The sequence below is a fragment of the Petropleomorpha daqingensis genome (assembly GCF_013408985.1).
GTDB lineage: Bacteria > Actinomycetota > Actinomycetes > Mycobacteriales > Geodermatophilaceae > Petropleomorpha > Petropleomorpha daqingensis.
On record NZ_JACBZT010000001.1, the window covers coordinates 1,196,718 to 1,214,616 of the forward strand.

The window sequence follows — 17,899 nt, forward strand, 5'->3', positions numbered from 1 at the left end:
GTCAGTCGTCGGTCTCGTCGCCGGACAGCCGCGCCCGGAGGTCTTCCTTGGCCGTCCGGCGGGCGACGCTGCGCGCCGCGAGCGCCTCGGTGAGCCGATCGCGCACCGGCCGCAGGACGAGGTAGCTCACCGGCATCGACAGCAGCACGCCGAACAGCAGCCCGGCGTAGCTGGCGAGGCCCGCCCACCACAGCACGAGCACGAGCACGACCGCGATCGCGATCCGGTCGAACGTGTAGAAGAGCAGCCAGGGCAGCACCTTCGGCGGGCTGGCCGGCCGGCCGTCGGGACCGCCCGGTGCCGGGACGCTTCCCGAGGCGGTCGACTCGGCGGGGGTGGGGGTGGTCTCAGCCATCACGGCCCTCCCACTTGGTGGACAGGACGACCGTCGTCCGGGTGCGGGCAACGCCCCGGATCCGGTTCAACGCACTGATGGTGGCCTCCAGAGCCGGGATGTCGGAAACCCGCACCTTGAGCACGTAGCCCTCGCTGCCGGCCACGCGCCAGCAGTCCTCGATGCCGGGCGTGGCCCGCAGTGCCTCCTCGACGCCGGTGTCGTCGACCGAGTCGCTCTCGATCACACCGACGAGAGCCGTCACGTGCAGGCCCACCGCGGCCGGGTCGATGACCGCCCGGTAGCCGGAGATCACCCCGGCCGCCTCGAGCTTGCCGACCCGCTCGTGCACGGCCGGGGAGGACAGCCCCACCTGCCGGGCGAGCTCGGCGTAGCTGGCCCGGCCGTTCGCGCGCAGCAGGTCGATGAGCTGGCGGTCCACGGCGTCGATGACGGTCTCCGTCCTGCGGGTGCGGACGACGGCGGTTCGCCGTCCGTTTCCGAGTATTCCTGCGGACGTACATTGGAGGCGGACGAGGGGGTGTTGTGCCGATGGCGGCGTTCCTGGTGGTGCTCCTGGTGGCGGTCGGGGTGGTCGTGCTCCTCATGCGCGCCGCGGCCGCCTCGGGTGGCAGCGGAGGCGTCTCCTCGCCGCGACCGCCACGGGTGCGCCCGCAGCGCCCGCGCCGTCCGGTCGCTCCCGACGACGATCCCGACTTCCTGCGCGAGCTCGGCCGCCGCAGCAAGGGCGAGGGCCCGACCGTCTGATCAAGCGGCGGGCGTCGTCCCGAGCAGCCAACCGAGGCCGCCTTGTGCGGGCTCCTCGCCCTCGGCGGACAGGTCACCCGGCCAGCCGAGACCGTGGCCCTTGTTCGGCGGCGCGGGCCAGCCGACCTCGCCGGACTGCTGCGCCTGCTCCTCGACCGTCCGGTGCGACGCGGTCGCAGTCCCCCGGCGGGCCATCCCCTCCGCGACGAGAGGGTGCACGGACGATCCGTCCGTGGCCGTGTGCCTACCCATGGCGGGCATGGAAGCACGCGGGGGCAACATCCGTCACTTGCCGACGCCCGCGTAGCTGTGCAGCCCGGTCGACACCAGGTTCACGTACAGCAGGTTGAAGATCATCACCGCGAGCCCGACGACGTTCACCCATGCCGCCGGCCGCCCGCGCCAGCCCGCCGTCGTCCGGGCGTGCAGGTACCCGGCGTAGACGACCCAGGCGATGAACGCCCAGGTCTCCTTGGGGTCCCAGCCCCAGAACCGACCCCAGGCGCTCTCCGCCCAGATCGCGCCGGCGATCACGGCGAAGGTCCAGATCGGGAAGCCGAAGACGGCGGTGCGGTGCGCGACGCGGTCGAGGGCCGCGGCGGCGGGGAGCCGCTCCACGATCTGCATGCCCGAGCCGCCGGCCGGCGCGCCCGCGGCCACCTTGGCCTCGTACCGCGTCCGCAGCAGGTACAGCACGCTCGCGATCCCGCTGACGAAGAAGATGCCGAAGCCGAGGATCGCCGTGGTCACGTGGATGGCCAGCCAGTACGAGCGCAGCGCCGCCACGAGCGGCTTGGCGTCGGTGTAGAGCTTCAGGCCGATGAGCACCAGGGCCAGCACGGCCGGCCCCATGACGAAGGCGCCGATGTGCCGCAGCGCGGGGGCCCGCACGGCCAGGACGGTGAACGCGGCCACCGCGACGAGCACTACCGCGGTGGCGAACTCGTACATGTTGCCCCAGGGCAGGCGGTCCACGGCCAGCCCGCGGGTGACGAGGATCCCCACGTGGGTGACCAGCCCGGCGACGGTCAGCCCCATCGCGATCAGGCCCCAGCGCCGTCCCCGAACGGGTTCGGCCGCGGGCTCGGTCGCCGGGGCGGCCGGTTCGACCGGAGCGCCCGCGCCGACGAGCTCACGGGTGCGCGCGGGACGGCGACCGAACGCCAGCTGCGCGCAGAACGCGACGACGCCCAGCGAGTACAGGGCGACGGTGATCGAGAACAGCGTGTTCGACAGCTGGGCCAGCTCGACAGCGGTCACGTGCGCGAAGCCTCCGGTCCGGGTGCAGGAGCGCGGGCGTCCAGCGCCGCCCGCAGGTCGCCGGTCAGCGCGGCGAACCGCGGACCGGAATCGCCGCTGCCCCGCGTGAGGGAGGCCAGCGACAGAACGGTACCGCCGCCGTCCGGGGCCCCGGTCACCCGGGCGAAGAACCGTTCCCGGCGCACGAGCAGCATCCCGAGCAGCCCGGCGAGCATCGCCAGCGCCGAGACCAGCACCCACACCTGCCCCGGGTCGTGCGAGAACTGCAGCGCCGCGAACTCCTTGTAGCCGCTGAAGGTGATCGTCGTCCCGTCGTCGAGGGTGAGCGACTGCCCCTCGGCCAGGTTCGCCGCGCCGACCCGGTTGAGGGCGCCGCGGTCGATCTGGGTGCTGTCGAGCGAGTAGACCGACTGCGGCAGCCCGGAGTCCAGGCCGAGGTAGCCGCGGTAGGCGACGATCGCCACCTGCGGTGCCAGCGGCCGCGGGTCGACCGAGGTCAGGACGCCGCCCTGCACGACACCGGTCGGCGCGAAGAACCCCTCCAGCGCCAGCTGGTCGCTCTGCCCCGGCAGGTCCGGCAGCTTGAGCGCGCCCTGGCTGGACATCGTCGTGGTGTCCGACGGCAGGAAGGGCACCGAGATGTCCTTGAACGAGGTCCCGTCCGGCAGCGTGACGGTGAACGTCGGGCTGAACCCGTGCCCGGTCACGTACACCCGGTCGCCGTCGACCCGCAGCGGGTGGTTGACCCCGATCGTGGTCTCGCGGCCGGACTCGCCGGGGGCGCCGTAGGTGATCTTCGCCGTGTACGACGACGCGGTGAGGTCCTCCTCGTACTGCGCGCGGAAGTCCTCGAGGTTGATGCACAGCGGCGTGAGGTCGCTGCCCTCGACGAGCGGACCGGCCGAGTAGTTGTCGTACTGCTGGAACGAGTTGCAGAAGCCCTGCCCCTCGGTGACCAGGATGCTGCCCTCGTAGCCCCACAGCTTGCCGCCGGCCAGCGCCAGCAGCAGCGCCACCAGCGACAGGTGGAAGACGAGGTTGCCGGTCTCCTTGAGCAGGCCCTTCTCGGCCGAGAGCTCGGGACCGGAGCTGCCGTCGCGGCGCACCACCCGGAACCGGCGGACCCGCAGCTCCTCCTCCACGACGTCCAGCGCCTCGGTGCCGGGGAGCGGGGTCGGCACGCTCGTGGAGTCCGGCAGCCGCAGCAGGTGCCGGGGCGCGGCCGGCGGCGCGGCCCGCAGCGCGCGCAGGTGCTCCAGGCCGCGCGGCAGCACGCAGCCGATCAGCGAGATGAACAGCAGCAGGTACACCGCGGCGAACCACGGCGAGCTGAAGACGTCGAACAGGTACAGCTTGTCCAGGATCGGCGCGAGCGTCGGGTGGTCGGTGAAGTACCCGTTGACCTGGTTCTGCGACAGCGAGCGCTGCGGCAGCAGCGAGCCGGGGATCGCCGCGACCGCCAGCAGGAACAGCAGGATGATCGCCGTCCGCATGGCGGTCAGCCGGCGCCACCAGCGCAGCAGGGTGCCGGTCACCCGGCGGTGCACCGGCGGCGGGGACGGCGGGACGGGCGTCGTCCGGGGCGGGTCGAGAACGCTCACAGCGCCGACTCCCCGAATCCGCTGCTGGCCAGCCCCGACCGCAGCCACTGCATGAGATCTGTCCAGAGCCCCGTGACCAGCAGGATGCCGACGACGACCAGGACGGCGCCGCCGATCCGGGTCACCGTGCGCGCGTGCCGGCGCAGGAAGGACGTCGCGCCCATCGCCCAGCGCGCACCGAGGGCGACGAGCACGAACGGGATGCCCAGGCCGAGGCAGTAGGCGACCCCGAGGACCGCCCCGCGGCCCGCGGTGGCCTCGGCGTAGGCGAGCGAGTTGACCGCGGCCAGCGTCGGCCCGAGGCACGGCGTCCAGCCCAGCCCGAAGACGATGCCGAGCAGCGGCGCCCCGGCCAGCCCGGCGACGGGCCGCGCCGAGATCCGGGCGGTGCGCTGCAGGAACGGCAGCCAGCCGAGGAACGCCAGGCCCATCACGATCGTGACGACGCCGAACACCCGGTTGAGCACGTCGGAGTACTCGAGCAGCAGCCGGCCGAGACCGCCGAAGGCCGCCCCGAACGCGACGAAGACCAGCGTGAAGCCGAGCACGAACAGCAGGGCGCCGGCGAGCATCCGGCCCCGGGGGGAGCGCTCGTCGGTCTCGGTGCGCACCGCGGTCGCCGTCCCCCCACCACTGCCGGCGGCGACCGGCGAAGCGGTACGGGCGCCCGTGCCGACCAGGCCGGTGACGTAGGAGAGGTAGCCGGGCACGAGCGGCAGCACGCACGGCGAGGCGAAGCTGATCAGCCCGACGAGGGCCGCGATCCCGGCGGCCACGAGCAGGGGGCCGTCGGTGACCAGGCGGCTGAAGGTCTCGCCCACCTCAGCCCTCCTCGACGACGCGGTCGAGGACGGTCTGCAGGTCCTCCGGCTTCACCGCGGCGGTGTACACCGCGGCCACCCGTCCGTCGCGGTCCAGCACGATGGTGGACGGGATCGCGTTGGCCGGGTAGTCCCGGAACGCCAGCGCCACCTCGCCGCGCGGGTCGTAGAGCGACGGGTAGGTGATGTCCTTGCTCTGCAGGAAGGCGTCGGCCAGCTGCTCGTCGTCCTTGACGTTGACGCCGAGGAACTGCACGCCGTCGCCCTTGACCGCGGCGTAGACCTGCTGGAACTCCGGCGTCTCCACCCGGCAGGGCGGGCACCAGGAGCCCCAGAAGTTGATCACGGACACGTCGCCGGACAGCGAGGACGAGGAGAACTCCGTGCCGTCGAGCAGCCGGCCGCCGAACTCCGGCGCGCTCTGGCGGTCCTTCACCGGGATGACCTCGCCGGCGGGGGTGCCGGCGACGAACCGGAACTCGCCGCCGTTGTTGACGTCGACGGCGTCCTTGCCGGTGCAGCCCGCGACCAGCAGGGCCGCTCCGACGAGCGCGAGCACCAGGCGCCGATTCATCCGCCGGATTCCACGACGAGAACGGCTCGCGCCGGCGGCCTGCGGGTTGAAGGTGGCACCGCTCATGCCCCGGGCACCGCGTCGGGGTCGGTGGCTCCCGCCGGCTCGGCGTAGGAGAGCCCGGTGAACCGGTCGCCCACGTAGGTCAGCGACGTGACGCTGGCCAGGCCGCACTGCCGGCGGCGCGGGTCGTGCACGTACCGGCGGCCCTCGAGGTGCAACCGCACCGTCCAGATGGGCAGCTGGTGGCTGACCAGGACCGTCGCGTGCCCGCGGGAGGCGTCCCGGGCGGCCTCGACCGCCCGGATCATGCGGGCGGCGATCTCGACGTAGGGCTCGCCCCACGACGGCTGCAGCGGGTTGCGCAGCTTCCACCAGTTGGCCGGGCGGCGGAACACGCCCGCTCCCCCGGCCACCCGCATGCCCTCGAACGCGTTGCCCGCCTCGATCAGCCGCTCGTCGAGCTCCACCGGCAGGCCGAGCTCGGCGGCGATCGGCGCGGCGGTCTGCTGGGCCCGCTCCAGCGGGCTGGAGACCAGGCGGACGACGTCCTTGCCCGCGAACCAGGCGGCGGCCTTCTTCGCCATCATCTCCCCGGCGTCGGAGAGCCGGAAGCCCGGGAGACGGCCGTAGAGGATGCCGTCGGGGTTGAACACCTCGCCGTGCCGCAGCAGGTGGACGACGGTGGTCTCCTCGCTCACGGGGTGGCCTCGGCGTCGTCGGGCGCGGCGTGCACGGGGCCGGGGCGGGCTGCAGCGGCGGCGCGGGCAGCCGCGGGCAGCGCGGCGAGCACGCGGTCGAGCGCCTCGCCCTCCAGCTGCGCGTTGACGAACCAGGCCTCGAAGGCCGACGGCGGCAGGTAGACGCCGCGGGCGAGCATCTCGTGGAAGAACGCGGTGTAGCGGCCGACGTCCTGGCTCTTGGCGTCGTCGTAGTCGCGGACCTGCCGCTCGTCGGGCACGAAGAAGACGCTGAACATGTTGCCGGCCTGCTGCACCCGGTGCGGCACCCCGGCGGCGAACAGCGCGGCGCTCGCCGCACCGCGCAGCGTTGCGGACACCTTGTCGCAGCGGGCGTAGACCTCGTCGGTGCAGTGCCGCAGCGTGGTCAGCCCGGCGGCGACCGCGACCGGGTTCCCCGACAGGGTGCCTGCCTGGTAGACCGGCCCGACCGGCGCCAGCTGGTCCATCAGCTCGGCGCGACCGCCGAACGCCGCGGCCGGCAGCCCGCCGCCCATGACCTTGCCGAAGGTGAACAGGTCGGCGGCCACGGGGTCGAGGCCGTACCAGCCGGACCGGGACACCCGGAAGCCGGTCATCACCTCGTCGAGCACCAGCAGCGCCCCGTGCGCGGCGGTGATCCGGCGCAGCGCGGCGTTGAACCCGTCCAGCGGCGGGACGACGCCCATGTTGCCGGCGGCGGCCTCCGCGATGACGCACGCGATGTCGGCGCCGCGCTCGGCGAAGACCTGCTCGACCGCGGCGACGTCGTTGTAGGGCAGGACGACGGTGTCGGCGGCGGCGCCGGTGGTGACACCCGGGGTGTCGGGCAGCCCGAGCGTGGCGACGCCGGAGCCGGCCGAGGCGAGCAGCGCGTCGACGTGACCGTGGTAGTGCCCGGCGAACTTCACGACCAGCCGGCGCCCGGTCGCGCCGCGTGCCAGCCGGATCGCCGACAGCACCGCCTCGGTGCCGGAGTTGACCAGCCGGACCTTCTGCACCGGCGGCATCCGGCGGGCGATCTCCTCGGCCAGGTCCAGCTCGCCCTCGGTGGGCGCGCCGAACGACAGCCCGGCCGCGGCGGCGGTGGACACCGCCTGGACGACGGCCGGGTGGGCGTGGCCGAGCAGCATCGGCCCCCAGGAGCTGACCAGGTCGACGTAGCGGCGGCCGTCGGCGTCGACGAGGTAGGGCCCGGACGCCGACACCATGAAGCGCGGGGTCCCCCCGACCGCGCGGAAGGCGCGGACCGGGCTGTTCACCCCGCCCGGGGTGATCTCCTGGCCCCGGGCGAACAGGTCGGCAGAGACCGGGGCCTCGTAGGCGTAGCGGGCGGCGTCCGACGAGGTCACTGATCCAGTGTCCCCTGCGAACCTGAGGACCCGTCGAAGGGATGGCCGTTCGACGGAGGAGTGACGACCGCGAGGATCGCGGTGGTCAGCGCGGCGGGGTCGCGGGTCGGCACGAGGACGGTCCGGCCGTCGGTGAGCCTCAGCGGCAGCCCGGTGCGGCCCTTCGGGACCGACCAGCCGCCGCCGAGCACCGGAGCCCCGGCGTCCACGCCCGCCTCGCCCTCCCGGACGGCGCGCAGGTGGGCGGCGTCGACGTCGGCGAGCGCGACCCGCTCGCGGCCGACCGACAGCGCGGCGTCCGGGCCGTCGGCGTCCACGCGCACCGTCCACATCCGGCGGGCGGACAGCGCGCCCACGCCCACGACGCCGAGCACCGCGACGACGCAGAGCACCCACACCCAGGCGGGCACGTCGGCGCCGGGCAGCGCGAGGTCGAGCCCGATCAGCACCACGAGGAACGCGGCGACCAGCCAGAACGGCCGCCACGACCCGCCGGGTTCGATGTAGGGCGTCACCGCAGCCAGCGGGCTGCTTCCACCGCCCAGTACGTGAGCACCGTTCCGGCGCCCGCGCGGCGGATCGCGGTGAGCGTCTCGAGGATCGCCCGCTGCCGGTCGACCCAGCCGTTGGCCGCGGCCGCCTCGAGCATCGCGTACTCGCCGCTGACCTGGTACGCGCTCACCGGCACGTCCACGGCGTCGGCCACCGCGCGCACGATGTCCAGGTACGGCAGCGCCGGCTTGACCATGACGGCGTCGGCACCCTCGGCGAGGTCCTGGCGCACCTCGCGCAGCGCCTCGTGGGCGTTCGGCGGGTCCATCTGGTAGGTCGACCGGTCGCCGAACTGCGGCGCGCCCTCGGCGGCCTCCCGGAACGGGCCGTAGAAGCCGCTGGCGTACTTGGCGGCGTAGGCCAGGATCGGCGTCTCGGTGAACCCGGAGCCGTCGAGCGCGCGGCGGATCGCCGCGACCTGGCCGTCCATCATCCCGCTGGGCGCGATGACGTGGGCCCCGGCCTGGGCCTGGGCGATCGCGACGGCGGCGTAGCGGTCCAGCGTCGGGTCGTTGTCGACGATCCCGGCCGGCGTGACGACCCCGCAGTGCCCGTGGTCGGTGTACTCGCACAGGCACAGGTCGGCCATGAGCACCAGCTCGTCGCCGAGGTCGTCCCTGAGCTGCTGCAGCGCCACGTTGACGATGCCGTCGGCGGCGTCGGCCTGCGAGCCGACCGGGTCCTTCTCCGACGGGATGCCGAACAGGATCAGCCCCCCGATGCCGGCCTCGGCCGCCTCGTGCGCGGCCTTGCGCAGCGAGTCCAGCGTGTGCTGGACGACGCCCGGCATCGAGCTGATCGGCACCGGCTCGTCGATGCCCTGCTTGACGAACACCGGGAGCACGAAGTCCGCCGGGGCGAGCCGGGTCTGCGCGGTGAGCCGCCGCAGCGCGGGCGTCGACCGCAGCCGACGCCCGCGCGCGAAACCGGGCGACGTCACTTGGCGCCGCCTTCCTCCTCGGCCCGGCGCGCGGCCGCGAACTCCGCGAGCGCGTCGACCAGCGGCGCGACGGCGGCGGTCTCCGGCTGGACGTCGACCCGCAGGCCGAACTCCTGCGCGGTGGCCGCGGTGGCGGGGCCGATCACCGCGACGACGGTCTTGGCGTGCGGCTTGCCGGCGATGCCGACCAGGTTGCGCACCGTGCTCGACGAGGTGAAGCACACCGCGTCGAAGCCGCCGCCCTTGATCGCCTCGCGCACCGGCGCGGGCGGCGGGGCCGCCCGGACGGTCCGGTAGGCGGTGACGTCGTCGACCTCCCAGCCGCGCTCGACCAGGCCGGCGGCCAGGGTCTCGGTGGCGATGTCGGCGCGCGGCAGCAGCACCCGGTTGATCGGGTCGAACACGTCGTCGTAGGGCGGGAAGTCGGCGAGCAGGCCTTCGCTGGACTGCTGCCCGGCGGGCACCAGCTCCGGCGCGATGCCGAACGCCCGGACGGCGTCCGCGGTGGACTCGCCCACGCAGGCGACCTTGACGCCGGCGAACGCGCGGGCGTCGAGGCCGAGCTCGGTGAACTTCTCGCGCACGGCCTTCACCGCGTTCACCGAGGTGAACACGATCCAGCCGTAGCGGCCGGTGACCAGGCCCTTGATCGCGCGGTCCATCTGCGCGGGGCTGCGCGGCGGCTCGACGGCGATGGTCGGCACCTCGACCGGCACCGCGCCGTAGGCGCGCAGCCGCTCGCTCATCTCGCCGGCCTGGTCCTTGGTCCGCGGCACCAGCACCCGCCAGCCGAACAGCGGCCGGCTCTCCCACCAGGAGAGCTTGGCCCGCTTGTCGACGGCGGCACCGATCGTGGCGACGACGGCACCGGAGAGCGCCTCGAGGCCGGCGGTCTTCTCGGCGACCGCGGCGAGCTTGCTCACGACGCTCTTCTGGCCCGTGCCGGATCCACCGGCGGTGACCACGACCGGCGTCGCGCCGGTCAGGCCGCCCTCGACGAGCCGGATCGCGGCCTCGGGCAGCTCCTCGACGGCGGGGGCCGAGAGCACCAGCGGGCTGCCGGTGGCGGCGGCCGCCGCGGCCAGCGGGACGAGGTCGACCCCGGCGCGCAGGTCGGCGGAGAGCGCCGTCCCGCCGAGGGCGACGCCGGCGAACGCCGGCACCGCGGTGCCGGTCGCGACGCCGGGGACGACGTCGAACGGCACGGAGGTGCGGCCCACGGCCAGCAGCTCCTTGACCGCGGCCTCGGAGGTGAACGGGTCGCCGGCGACGAGGCGGACGACGACGGCGCCGCCCTTCGCCGCGGCCACGGCGGCCTTGGCCACCTCGGCGGGGTCGCCGGAGACGGGCGTCAGCTCGGCGGCCGGCACGGTCTCGCGGACGACGTCCTGGACGGCGATCGAGACGTCGGGGTCGACGAGGACGACGCCGGCCGTGGCGAGCGCCTCGCTCGCCCGGGCGGTCAGCATCCCGGGGTCGCCCGGGCCTGCGCCGACGAAGACGACCTTGCCGGCCGGCGCGCCGGCGGTCTTGCGGGTCATCGGGTGCTCCTGCTTCCTGGCCCCTGGGAGAGGGCGTGTTCGGGGATCTGGGGGGCCGCCATCAGCTCGGCGGCACCGCGGTCGAGCAGCTCGGCGGCGAGCGCGCGGCCCAGGGCCGCCGCCTCGCCGAGCGGGCCGGTGACCGAGCCGCGGACGGCGTCGCTGCCGTCCAGGGCGGTCACCGAAGCGCGGAGGTACAGCTCGGGGCCGTCCTCGCCGTCGGCCACCTCCGCGTAGGCGGCGACCGGCGCGCTGCAGCCGGCCTCCAGTGCGGCGAGGGTGCTCCGCTCGGCGACCACGCAGGCACGGGTGCCGGCGTGCTCGAGCGGGGCGAGCAGCTCACGGGTGCGGGCGTCGTCCTCGCGGCACTCGACGGCGAGCGCTCCCTGGGCGGGGGCGGGCAGCACCTGCAGCGGGTCGAGCGTCTCGGTGATCGCGTCGGTGCGCCCCAGCCGGGCCAGCCCGGCCCGGGCGAGGACGACCGCGTCCAGGTCACCCGGGACGACCCGCGCCATGCGGGTGTCGACGTTGCCCCGGATCGGGACGACGTCGAGGCCGAGGCCGAGCGCGCGGATCTGGGCCACCCGGCGCGGGGCGCCGGTGCCGACCGTGGAGCCCGGCGGCAGCTCGCCGAGGGTGAGCCCGTCGCGGGCCACCAGCGCGTCGCGCGGGTCCTCGCGCACCGGCACGGCGGCCAGGACGAGGCCCGGCTCCGGCGCGGTGGGCAGGTCCTTGTAGCTGTGCACGGCGAGGTCGACCCGGCCGTCGTGCAGCGCCTGGCGGATCGCCGTGACGAAGACCCCGGTGCCGCCGAGCTGCGCGATCGCCGCCGTGGAGACGTCGCCCTCGGTGACGATGTGCACCAGCTCGACCGGGACGCCGGTGGCGGCGGTGATCGCGTCGGCGACCCACTGCGACTGGGTCAGCGCCAGCCGGCTGCGACGGGTGCCCAGACGGAGAGCGGGCGTGCTCACGGCAGACCACCCCCCGGGCGGAGGTCCTCGGGATCGACGGTGACCGCCTCGGCGAGCGTGGCGTGCTCGCCCTCGACGTCGGCGTCGATGCCCAGGCCGAACAGCGCCCGCAGCGCGTCGGCGTAGTCGGTGCCGCCCGGTGCGCTGGCCAGCTCCTTGACCCGGACCGTCGGCTCGTGCAGCAGCTTGTCGACGACGCGGCCGACCGTGCGGGCGACCTCCGCGCGGGAACGGGCGTCGAGGTCGGGCAGCCGGCCGGACAGCCGCAGCAGCTCGGCGTCGACCACCTCGGCGGCCTGGTTGCGCAGCGCGGAGATCGCCGGGGCGACCGCGGCGGCGTGCTGCTCGGCGCGCAGCTGCGACAGCTCGGTCTCGATCAGGCCGCGCGCGGCGCGGACGTCGTCGGCGGCCACCGAGCCCGCGATCGGGGCCTCGGCCGACTGCCGCTCGCCCTGCAGCAGCGCGAGGTCGACGACGTGCACGCCGGGCAGGCCCGCGACGCCGGCCTCGACGTCGCGCGGCAGGGCCAGGTCGACGACGACGAGCTGCCGGTCTCCGCGTCCGGTCATGGCGGCCGCGACGGTGTCGGTGCCGACGACGATCCCGCTCGCGCCGGTGCAGGTGACCAGCACGTCGGCGGCGGCGATCTCGGCGGTCAGGTCGGCCAGCTCGGCCGCGCGCCCGCCGACGGCCTCGGCCAGCCGGGCGGCGTGCTCGGGCGTGCGGCTGCTCACCGTCACCTGCACGCCGCGGCGGGCCAGGGTGGTGGCAGCCAGAGCGCCCATCGAGCCGGCGCCGACGACCAGCGCCGGGCGGCCGGCCAGACCACCGAGGCGGGCGTCGGCGCGGTCCAGCGCGGCGGCGACCAGCGAGGCGCCGGCCCGGTCGATGCCGGTCTCGGCGTGCACCCGCTTGCCCACCCGCAGCGCCCGCTGGGCGATCGGGTGCAGGGCGCGGCCGACCGTGCCCTCCTCCTGGGCGAGCGCGTAGGCCGCGCGCAGCTGGCCGAGCACCTGGGTCTCGCCGACGACCATCGAGTCCAGGCCCGCGGCGACGGTGAACAGGTGCGCGACCGCCTGGTCCTCGTAGTGCACGGTGACGTACGGCGAGAGCTCCTCGACCGTGCCGCCGGCCTGGCGCGCCAGGATGCGGCTGACGTCGACGACGCCGCCGTGGAACTTCTCGACCTCGGCGAACACCTCGACCCGGTTGCAGGTCGCCAGCACGATCGCCTCGCTCACGTGGTCGCTGTCGACCAGCTCGTGCAGCACCTTGGCCATGTCGTCGGCCCCCATGGCGAACTGCTCGAGCAGCGAGACCGGGGCGGTCTGGTGGCTCACACCCACCGCGAGCAGGCTCATGCCATACCGCCCACGACCGCCTCGGGCAGCGTGCGCTGGGAGCCCAGGAAGGCCAGCACCTGCAGCTCCACGGACAGGTCGACCTGACGCACGTCGACCCCCGGCGGGGCGGTGAGCGTGACGGGCGCGAAGTTCAAGATGCTCCTCACCCCGGCCGCGGCGAGCCGGTCGCAGACGGACTGCGCCACCTCGGCCGGTGTCGTGATGACGCCGATGGACGCCTGCGTCTCGGCGACGACGTCCTCCAGCTCCTCGACCGGACGGACGACCGAACCACCGACCTGCTGCCCCACCCGGCTCGGTGCGGCGTCGAACAGGCCCACGAACTCGAAGCCACGGGTGCCGAAGCCGGCGTAGTCGGCCAGCGCCGCGCCGAGGTTGCCGATGCCCACCAGCACGCACGCCCGTGACCGTTCGACGCCCAGTACCCGCGCGATGCGGTCCCGAAGAGTGCGGACCTCGTACCCGACGCCGCGCACCCCGCACGGGCCGAGGTGGGAGAGGTCCTTGCGCAGGCCGGCCGGGTTCACGCCCGCAGCGGAGGCCAGCTCACCCGAGGAGACGGTGCTCCGCCCGCCGTCGACCAGCCCGGTGAGGACCCGGAGGTACACGGCGAGCCGGGCGACGGTGGCCTCCGGGATCGTCCGGGGCCGGGGGTTCGTCACGGGCCTGCCACTCCACAGCGGTCGCTTCCGGCGACGCACCTGCCGCCTGCGACGATCGGGGAAACCGGGCGGTCTGCCGCCCGGCGTCCGCCACGGTAACCGCTTGTGAACGTGGGAACAAAGTCGCACAGGGCCTCAGACCCCGCTGACCGGCCACATACGGGTGGCACTGTGTCGAGAACCACCCTGTCACACGCCTGGTGAGGTGATGGAACGGCCCCGGTCCAGAGGCTCGCCCCGAGCGTGCGAGGGGTGAGGGGGAGCGGGGTCCTTACCCCAGGTCCCGTCGCAGCCGTGGGACGTCCACCGCGAAGTAGGAGTGCTCGCGGCCGTCGAGCAGGACGACGGGCACCCGGTCGCCGAACTCGGCCTGCGTCTCGGGGTCGGCGTCGACGTCGATCGACTCCGGCGGCTCGAGACCGGCCTCGGCGGCGAGCTGCGCGAGCGTGGCGGCGGCCTCCTCGCAGAGGTGGCAGCCCTCGCGAGTCATCAGCTGCAGTCGTGGGGTCACTGCTCCACCAGCTCCGCGTCGGTGAGGCCGAGCTCGCGCAGCCGAGCCCGGCTGACCTTGCCGGTCAGCGAGTGCGGCAGCGCAGGCAGGAAGTGGACCGAGGTCGGCACCTTGTAGCGGGCGAGCGAGCCGGCGGCGTGCGCGATGAGCTCGTCCGCGGTCACCGTCTGCCCCTGCTCCAGGACGACGACCGCCCGGACCGCCGACCCCGTGCGCGCGTCGGGCACGCCGATCACCGCGCTCTCGGCGACCGCCGGATGGCCGTCCAGCACCCGCTCGACCTCGGCGGGGTAGACGTTGAAGCCGCTGACCAGCACCAGGTCGCTGCGCCGGTCGACCAGGTGCAGGTCGCCGTCCTCGTCCCGGTAGCCGAGATCGCCGGTGGCCAGCCACCCGTCGGCGTCCGGGCCGTCGGTGCCGTCGGGCCAGTAGCCGGCGAACAGGTTCGGCCCCCGGACGACGATCTCCCCGGGGCCCTCCTCGCCGCCGTCGTCGTCCTCGTCCGGCTCGGCGTCGCCGGGGGTCTCCGCCGAGTCCCGCAGCTCGATCTCGACGCCGGGGATCGGCCCGCCGATGCAGTTCGGCTTGGGCCGGCCGGTGGCCAGGGTGCTGGCGACCACCGGGCTGGCCTCCGTGAGCCCGTAGCCCTCCCAGACCGTGACGGCGGCGCGCTCGCGCATCGCCGTCCACACCTCCTCCGGCAGCGGGGCCGCACCCGACGACGCGATCCGCACCGCCGCGAACGCCCGCCGCAACCCGGCGTCGCTGCCGTCGGCGTCGGCCGCGGCCAGCCAGGCCTGGTACATCGGGGGCGCTCCGGGGACGGCGGTGACCTGCTCGCGCTCCATCAGCTCCAGCGCCGCCCGCGGGTCGAAGCTCTCCTGCAGCACGACGCAGGCGCCGGTGGCGGCCGCCAGGCCGAACCCGGAGTTGAGGCCGTAGACGTGGAACAGCGGCAGGACGAGCAGCACCCGGTCGTCGGCGCGCACCGGCGGCGGGGTCATCGCCAGACACTGCTCCTGGTTGGCCCGGAGCGCCGCGTGGGGCAGCATCGCGCCGCGCGGCCGGCCGGTGGTGCCGCTGGTGTAGGCGAGGAAGGCCAGCCCGTCCGGGTCCTCGGCGTCCTCGGGCGGCGGACCGCCGGCCTCCGGCGGCCCGGGGCAGACCGGCACCCCGGCCACCTCCGACCGCTCCTGGCGGACGACGAGCAGCGACGCCCCCGAGTCGCCGAGGACGTGCTCGAGCTCAGGGTCGGTGTAGGCCGTGTTGACCGGGACGACGACCAGCCCCGCGCGCAGGGCGCCGAGAGCGGCCCGCAACCAGTCGATCCCGTTCGGCAGCTGCACCGCCACCCGCTCCCCCGGCGCCAGACCGCGCGCGGCGTACCCGGCCGCCACCCGGTCGACGGCGGCGTCGAGCTCCCCCCAGCTGAGCCGCCGATCGCCGGCGACCACCGCCGGGGCGTCGGGGCGCTGCCGCGCGGCGGCCCGCACCAGCGCGGTCAGGGTGGTGCCGTCGGACACGGGCCTCTCCTGTCGTTGGAGCTGCTCTGAAGCTGCGATCGCCACCCGGCCGGGGTACGGGAGGAAGCGAATCCGGCGGGGTGGCGTGGACGGACTGCAGCGATGTTGTCACCATGGGGCTTGCCCCGCAGCATGCGCGCCGGTCGACCGAGCCCGACGCGACGGAGGGAGCCGTAGGTCGGCTCGGCGGGCCGACGAGGAGGTCGATCCGCCCGCATGCCGTCCCCCCGCCCGCTCGACGCCGCGCGGCAGGCCACCGCCGCGCCGGCGGAGTCGAACGGGCGGCCGACCCCCTATCCGCGGCCCTCGCCCGCGGCACGCCCCTCGCCGCGACCGCGGCCCACCCCGTTCCCGCGCGCGGCCACCGAGACGGTGCCGGCGCCGCGGCCGGAGCCCTCCCCCGACCCCCCGCTCGAGCCGAACGTCGTCGTCGACCCGGCTCTCGACGAGGAGCTGACCGCCGACGAGTTCGCGGCCCTCGCCGATGCCGGAGAGCCGCCCGAGAGCGACGGGGTCGACGTCTGGGGGCTGGTCCGTGCCGCCCAGGCCGGCGACGCCGAGGCGTTCGGCCGGCTCTACGACCACTACGTGACGATGATCTTCCGGTACGTCTACCACCGGGTCGGCGACCGGGCGATGGCCGAGGACGTCACCAGCGAGACGTTCGTCCGGGCGCTGCGGCGGATCGACTCGCTGTCGTTCCAGGGCCGCGACGTCGGCGCCTGGCTGGTCACGATCGCCCGCAACATCATCCGCGACCACGTGAAGAGCAGCCGGTACCGGCTGGAGGTCACGACGGCGGACATGCGCGACGCCGACCGGGCCACCGACGGCCCCGAGGACGCCGTCGTCCAGCACCTCACCAACGAGCAGCTGCTGATCTGCGTGCAGCAGCTCAACGCCGAGCAGCAGGAGTGCATCGTGCTGCGCTTCCTGCACGGGCTCTCGGTCGCCGAGACCGCCGCGATCATGGGGAAGAAGGACGGCGCGATCAAGGCGCTGCAGCACCGCGCCGTCCGGCGACTCGCGGCCCTGTTGCCGGAGGGGCTGCTGTGACAGAACTGCAGCCGGGTCGCGTAACCCCCCGGACCCCTTCGTCGTTGGGCACGCTGGACGACGCCCACCCCTCCGGAGGACCCCTGTGAACGCTCACACCGGCAGCCACGCGGCACCGCGCCGCGGCGCCGCCGTGCGCGCTCGCGAGGAGGCCCTCGTCGGCCGGCTCGGCGAGCTCGGCACGGCTCTGGACGGCGAGCCCGACGCCGCTTTCCGCGCGGCGACCCGGGCCCGGCTCGTGGCGATGGCCGCCGTCCGGACTCCGGAACCGGTGGGCAAGGCCCGCGCCCGGCGCTTTCTGGGCGCGAGCGCGGTCGAGACCGCCACCGCGCGCTGGCGCGGCAGGTTCACCGCCGGGCTGGCCGGTGCCGCCGTCGCGGTGACCGCGCTTGCCGGTCTGGTCGCCGTCTCGACCGGCGCGCAGCCCGGCGACCCGCTGTACGGGCTCAAGCGCGGCACGGAGCAGACCCAGCTCGCGCTGGCCAGCGACTCCTCGCGCGGGCAGACGCTGCTCGACTTCGCCAGCACCCGGCTGCACGAGCTCGACCACCTGCTCTCGGAGGGGACGACGGCGCTGCCGGCGGCCGGTGGCAGCGGGAGCGACGGCGACGTCCTGGCCGCGGACGCGTCGCCGGAGCTGGTGATCCAGACCCTGCGGACGATGGACGCGCAGACCACCGAGGGCGCGTCGTGGCTGACGACCCGGGCGGTGCAGACCGGCTCGGCGTCCCCGCTGGACTTCCTGGCGCAGTGGTCCGCGCAGCAGTCGGCCGACCTGTCCGCGCTCGTGCCGAAGGTGCCGGCAGGTGCGCGCGACGCGATGGGCAACTCGCTCGCCCTGATCTCCGAGGTCCGGGCCCGCGACACCGCGCTGCAGGGCGCCCTGGCCTGCCCGGGCGGCCCGGCGACGGCCGGCACCGACCAGTACGGGCCGCTGCCGGCGGACTGCGGGGTCCAGACCCCGCCGTCGGCTGCGGGCGGCAGCACGCCGGAGCCGGGCACCGTGCCCGGCGAGGGGCAGACCGCGACCGACCTGCCGACCAGCGCCATCCCGGCCGCGCCCACCGGGGACACCGGGTCGAGCGGCAGCACCGGGGCGCCCGGTGGCTCGACCGCCGGCACGACGGTGCCGACGGTGCCCCGCACGACGGTCCCGTCCGCGCCCGCCCCCAGCCTGCCGACGCTGCCCCTGCCGTCGGTGTCGGTCTCGCTCCCGGGCGGCTCGGCGGGCGGCTCGAGCGGCTCCGCGTCGACGCCGACCAGCGGTTCGACGTCCAGCACGAGCCCGCCGCTGGTCAGCATCTGCCTCGGCCCCATCGCCGTCGGCAGCTGCTGAGCCCTGCGGCG

Annotated in this window: 20 protein-coding genes; 3 read left to right on the plus strand and 17 right to left on the minus strand. The window is 75.0% G+C overall.

All coding sequences use genetic code 11. The annotated features are described in order from the left end of the window. Nucleotide 1 precedes the first annotated feature (1 nt). Nucleotides 2–355, minus strand: coding sequence for a DUF4229 domain-containing protein (locus tag GGQ55_RS05835; RefSeq protein WP_179715539.1), 354 nt, complete (start codon nt 353–355; stop codon nt 2–4). Further along, complete coding sequence (locus tag GGQ55_RS28230) at nt 348–776, minus strand: Lrp/AsnC family transcriptional regulator (RefSeq protein ID WP_366488813.1); 429 nt, start codon at nt 774–776, stop codon at nt 348–350. The genes GGQ55_RS05835 and GGQ55_RS28230 overlap by 8 nt, the downstream gene beginning before the upstream one ends. Before the next feature lie 110 nt (nt 777–886). Between GGQ55_RS28230 and GGQ55_RS05845 the strand changes: the two genes are divergently transcribed. Continuing rightward, a complete protein-coding gene (locus GGQ55_RS05845) occupies nt 887–1,102 on the plus strand; it encodes a hypothetical protein (protein WP_179715540.1) in 216 nt (71 codons plus the stop codon). Here the strand turns inward: GGQ55_RS05845 and GGQ55_RS05850 are convergent, their stop codons facing one another. The 15 genes from GGQ55_RS05850 to GGQ55_RS05920 all read right to left on the minus strand — a co-directional run bounded on the left by GGQ55_RS05850 (nt 1,103) and on the right by GGQ55_RS05920 (nt 15,496). Next, nucleotides 1,103–1,321: a hypothetical protein gene (locus GGQ55_RS05850; RefSeq protein WP_179715541.1), complete on the minus strand. Its 219-nt coding sequence runs from the start codon at nt 1,319–1,321 to the stop codon at nt 1,103–1,105. Nucleotides 1,322–1,387: 66 nt separating this feature from the next. Further along, a complete protein-coding gene (gene ccsB / locus GGQ55_RS05855) occupies nt 1,388–2,362 on the minus strand; it encodes a c-type cytochrome biogenesis protein CcsB (protein ID WP_179715542.1) in 975 nt (324 codons plus the stop codon). Beyond that, nucleotides 2,359–3,963 carry a cytochrome c biogenesis protein ResB gene (resB, locus tag GGQ55_RS05860; protein WP_366488816.1) on the minus strand — a complete coding sequence of 535 codons (1,605 nt, stop codon included), beginning with the start codon at nt 3,961–3,963 and terminating at the stop codon, nt 2,359–2,361. Before resB ends, ccsB begins: the two co-directional genes overlap by 4 nt. After that, a complete protein-coding gene (locus GGQ55_RS05865; protein ID WP_179715543.1) occupies nt 3,960–4,784 on the minus strand; it encodes a cytochrome c biogenesis CcdA family protein in 825 nt (274 codons plus the stop codon). Before GGQ55_RS05865 ends, resB begins: the two co-directional genes overlap by 4 nt. A gap of 1 nt (nt 4,785) precedes the next feature. Next, nucleotides 4,786–5,358: a TlpA family protein disulfide reductase gene (locus tag GGQ55_RS05870; protein WP_179715544.1), complete on the minus strand. Its 573-nt coding sequence runs from the start codon at nt 5,356–5,358 to the stop codon at nt 4,786–4,788. A gap of 62 nt (nt 5,359–5,420) precedes the next feature. Beyond that, nucleotides 5,421–6,059 (minus strand): histidine phosphatase family protein, encoded by a 639-nt coding sequence (locus GGQ55_RS05875; RefSeq protein ID WP_179715545.1) that lies wholly within the window; start codon nt 6,057–6,059, stop codon nt 5,421–5,423. Further along, nucleotides 6,056–7,429, minus strand: coding sequence for a glutamate-1-semialdehyde 2,1-aminomutase (gene hemL / locus GGQ55_RS05880; RefSeq protein ID WP_179715546.1), 1,374 nt, complete (start codon nt 7,427–7,429; stop codon nt 6,056–6,058). Before hemL ends, GGQ55_RS05875 begins: the two co-directional genes overlap by 4 nt. Next, nucleotides 7,426–7,944, minus strand: a complete 519-nt coding sequence (gene mce1N / locus GGQ55_RS05885) for a transport-regulating membrane protein Mce1N (RefSeq protein WP_366488819.1) — start codon at nt 7,942–7,944, stop codon at nt 7,426–7,428. Before mce1N ends, hemL begins: the two co-directional genes overlap by 4 nt. Next, the gene (hemB, locus tag GGQ55_RS05890; protein WP_179715547.1) at nt 7,941–8,921 is read right to left on the minus strand and encodes a porphobilinogen synthase; all 981 of its coding nucleotides are present in this window, start codon (nt 8,919–8,921) and stop codon (nt 7,941–7,943) included. The genes mce1N and hemB overlap by 4 nt, the downstream gene beginning before the upstream one ends. Next, nucleotides 8,918–10,462, minus strand: coding sequence for a uroporphyrinogen-III synthase (locus GGQ55_RS05895; RefSeq protein ID WP_179715548.1), 1,545 nt, complete (start codon nt 10,460–10,462; stop codon nt 8,918–8,920). Before GGQ55_RS05895 ends, hemB begins: the two co-directional genes overlap by 4 nt. After that, nucleotides 10,459–11,436 carry a hydroxymethylbilane synthase gene (hemC, locus tag GGQ55_RS05900; protein ID WP_179715549.1) on the minus strand — a complete coding sequence of 326 codons (978 nt, stop codon included), beginning with the start codon at nt 11,434–11,436 and terminating at the stop codon, nt 10,459–10,461. Before hemC ends, GGQ55_RS05895 begins: the two co-directional genes overlap by 4 nt. Further along, a complete protein-coding gene (locus GGQ55_RS05905; RefSeq protein WP_179715550.1) occupies nt 11,433–12,797 on the minus strand; it encodes a glutamyl-tRNA reductase in 1,365 nt (454 codons plus the stop codon). Before GGQ55_RS05905 ends, hemC begins: the two co-directional genes overlap by 4 nt. Beyond that, nucleotides 12,794–13,462, minus strand: coding sequence for a redox-sensing transcriptional repressor Rex (locus GGQ55_RS05910; protein ID WP_179715551.1), 669 nt, complete (start codon nt 13,460–13,462; stop codon nt 12,794–12,796). The genes GGQ55_RS05905 and GGQ55_RS05910 overlap by 4 nt, the downstream gene beginning before the upstream one ends. Before the next feature lie 271 nt (nt 13,463–13,733). Beyond that, nucleotides 13,734–13,973 carry a glutaredoxin family protein gene (locus GGQ55_RS05915; protein ID WP_366488822.1) on the minus strand — a complete coding sequence of 80 codons (240 nt, stop codon included), beginning with the start codon at nt 13,971–13,973 and terminating at the stop codon, nt 13,734–13,736. Then, entirely contained in the window at nt 13,970–15,496 is a 1,527-nt protein-coding gene (locus GGQ55_RS05920) for a class I adenylate-forming enzyme family protein (protein WP_179715552.1), read from the minus strand. The genes GGQ55_RS05915 and GGQ55_RS05920 overlap by 4 nt, the downstream gene beginning before the upstream one ends. Before the next feature lie 216 nt (nt 15,497–15,712). Between GGQ55_RS05920 and GGQ55_RS05925 the strand changes: the two genes are divergently transcribed. Beyond that, on the plus strand, nt 15,713–16,552 hold the full coding sequence (locus GGQ55_RS05925; protein ID WP_179715553.1) for a sigma-70 family RNA polymerase sigma factor: 840 nt from the start codon (nt 15,713–15,715) through the stop codon (nt 16,550–16,552). A gap of 85 nt (nt 16,553–16,637) precedes the next feature. Then, nucleotides 16,638–17,888 (plus strand): DUF5667 domain-containing protein, encoded by a 1,251-nt coding sequence (locus GGQ55_RS05930; protein WP_179715554.1) that lies wholly within the window; start codon nt 16,638–16,640, stop codon nt 17,886–17,888. Nucleotides 17,889–17,899 lie beyond the last annotated feature (11 nt).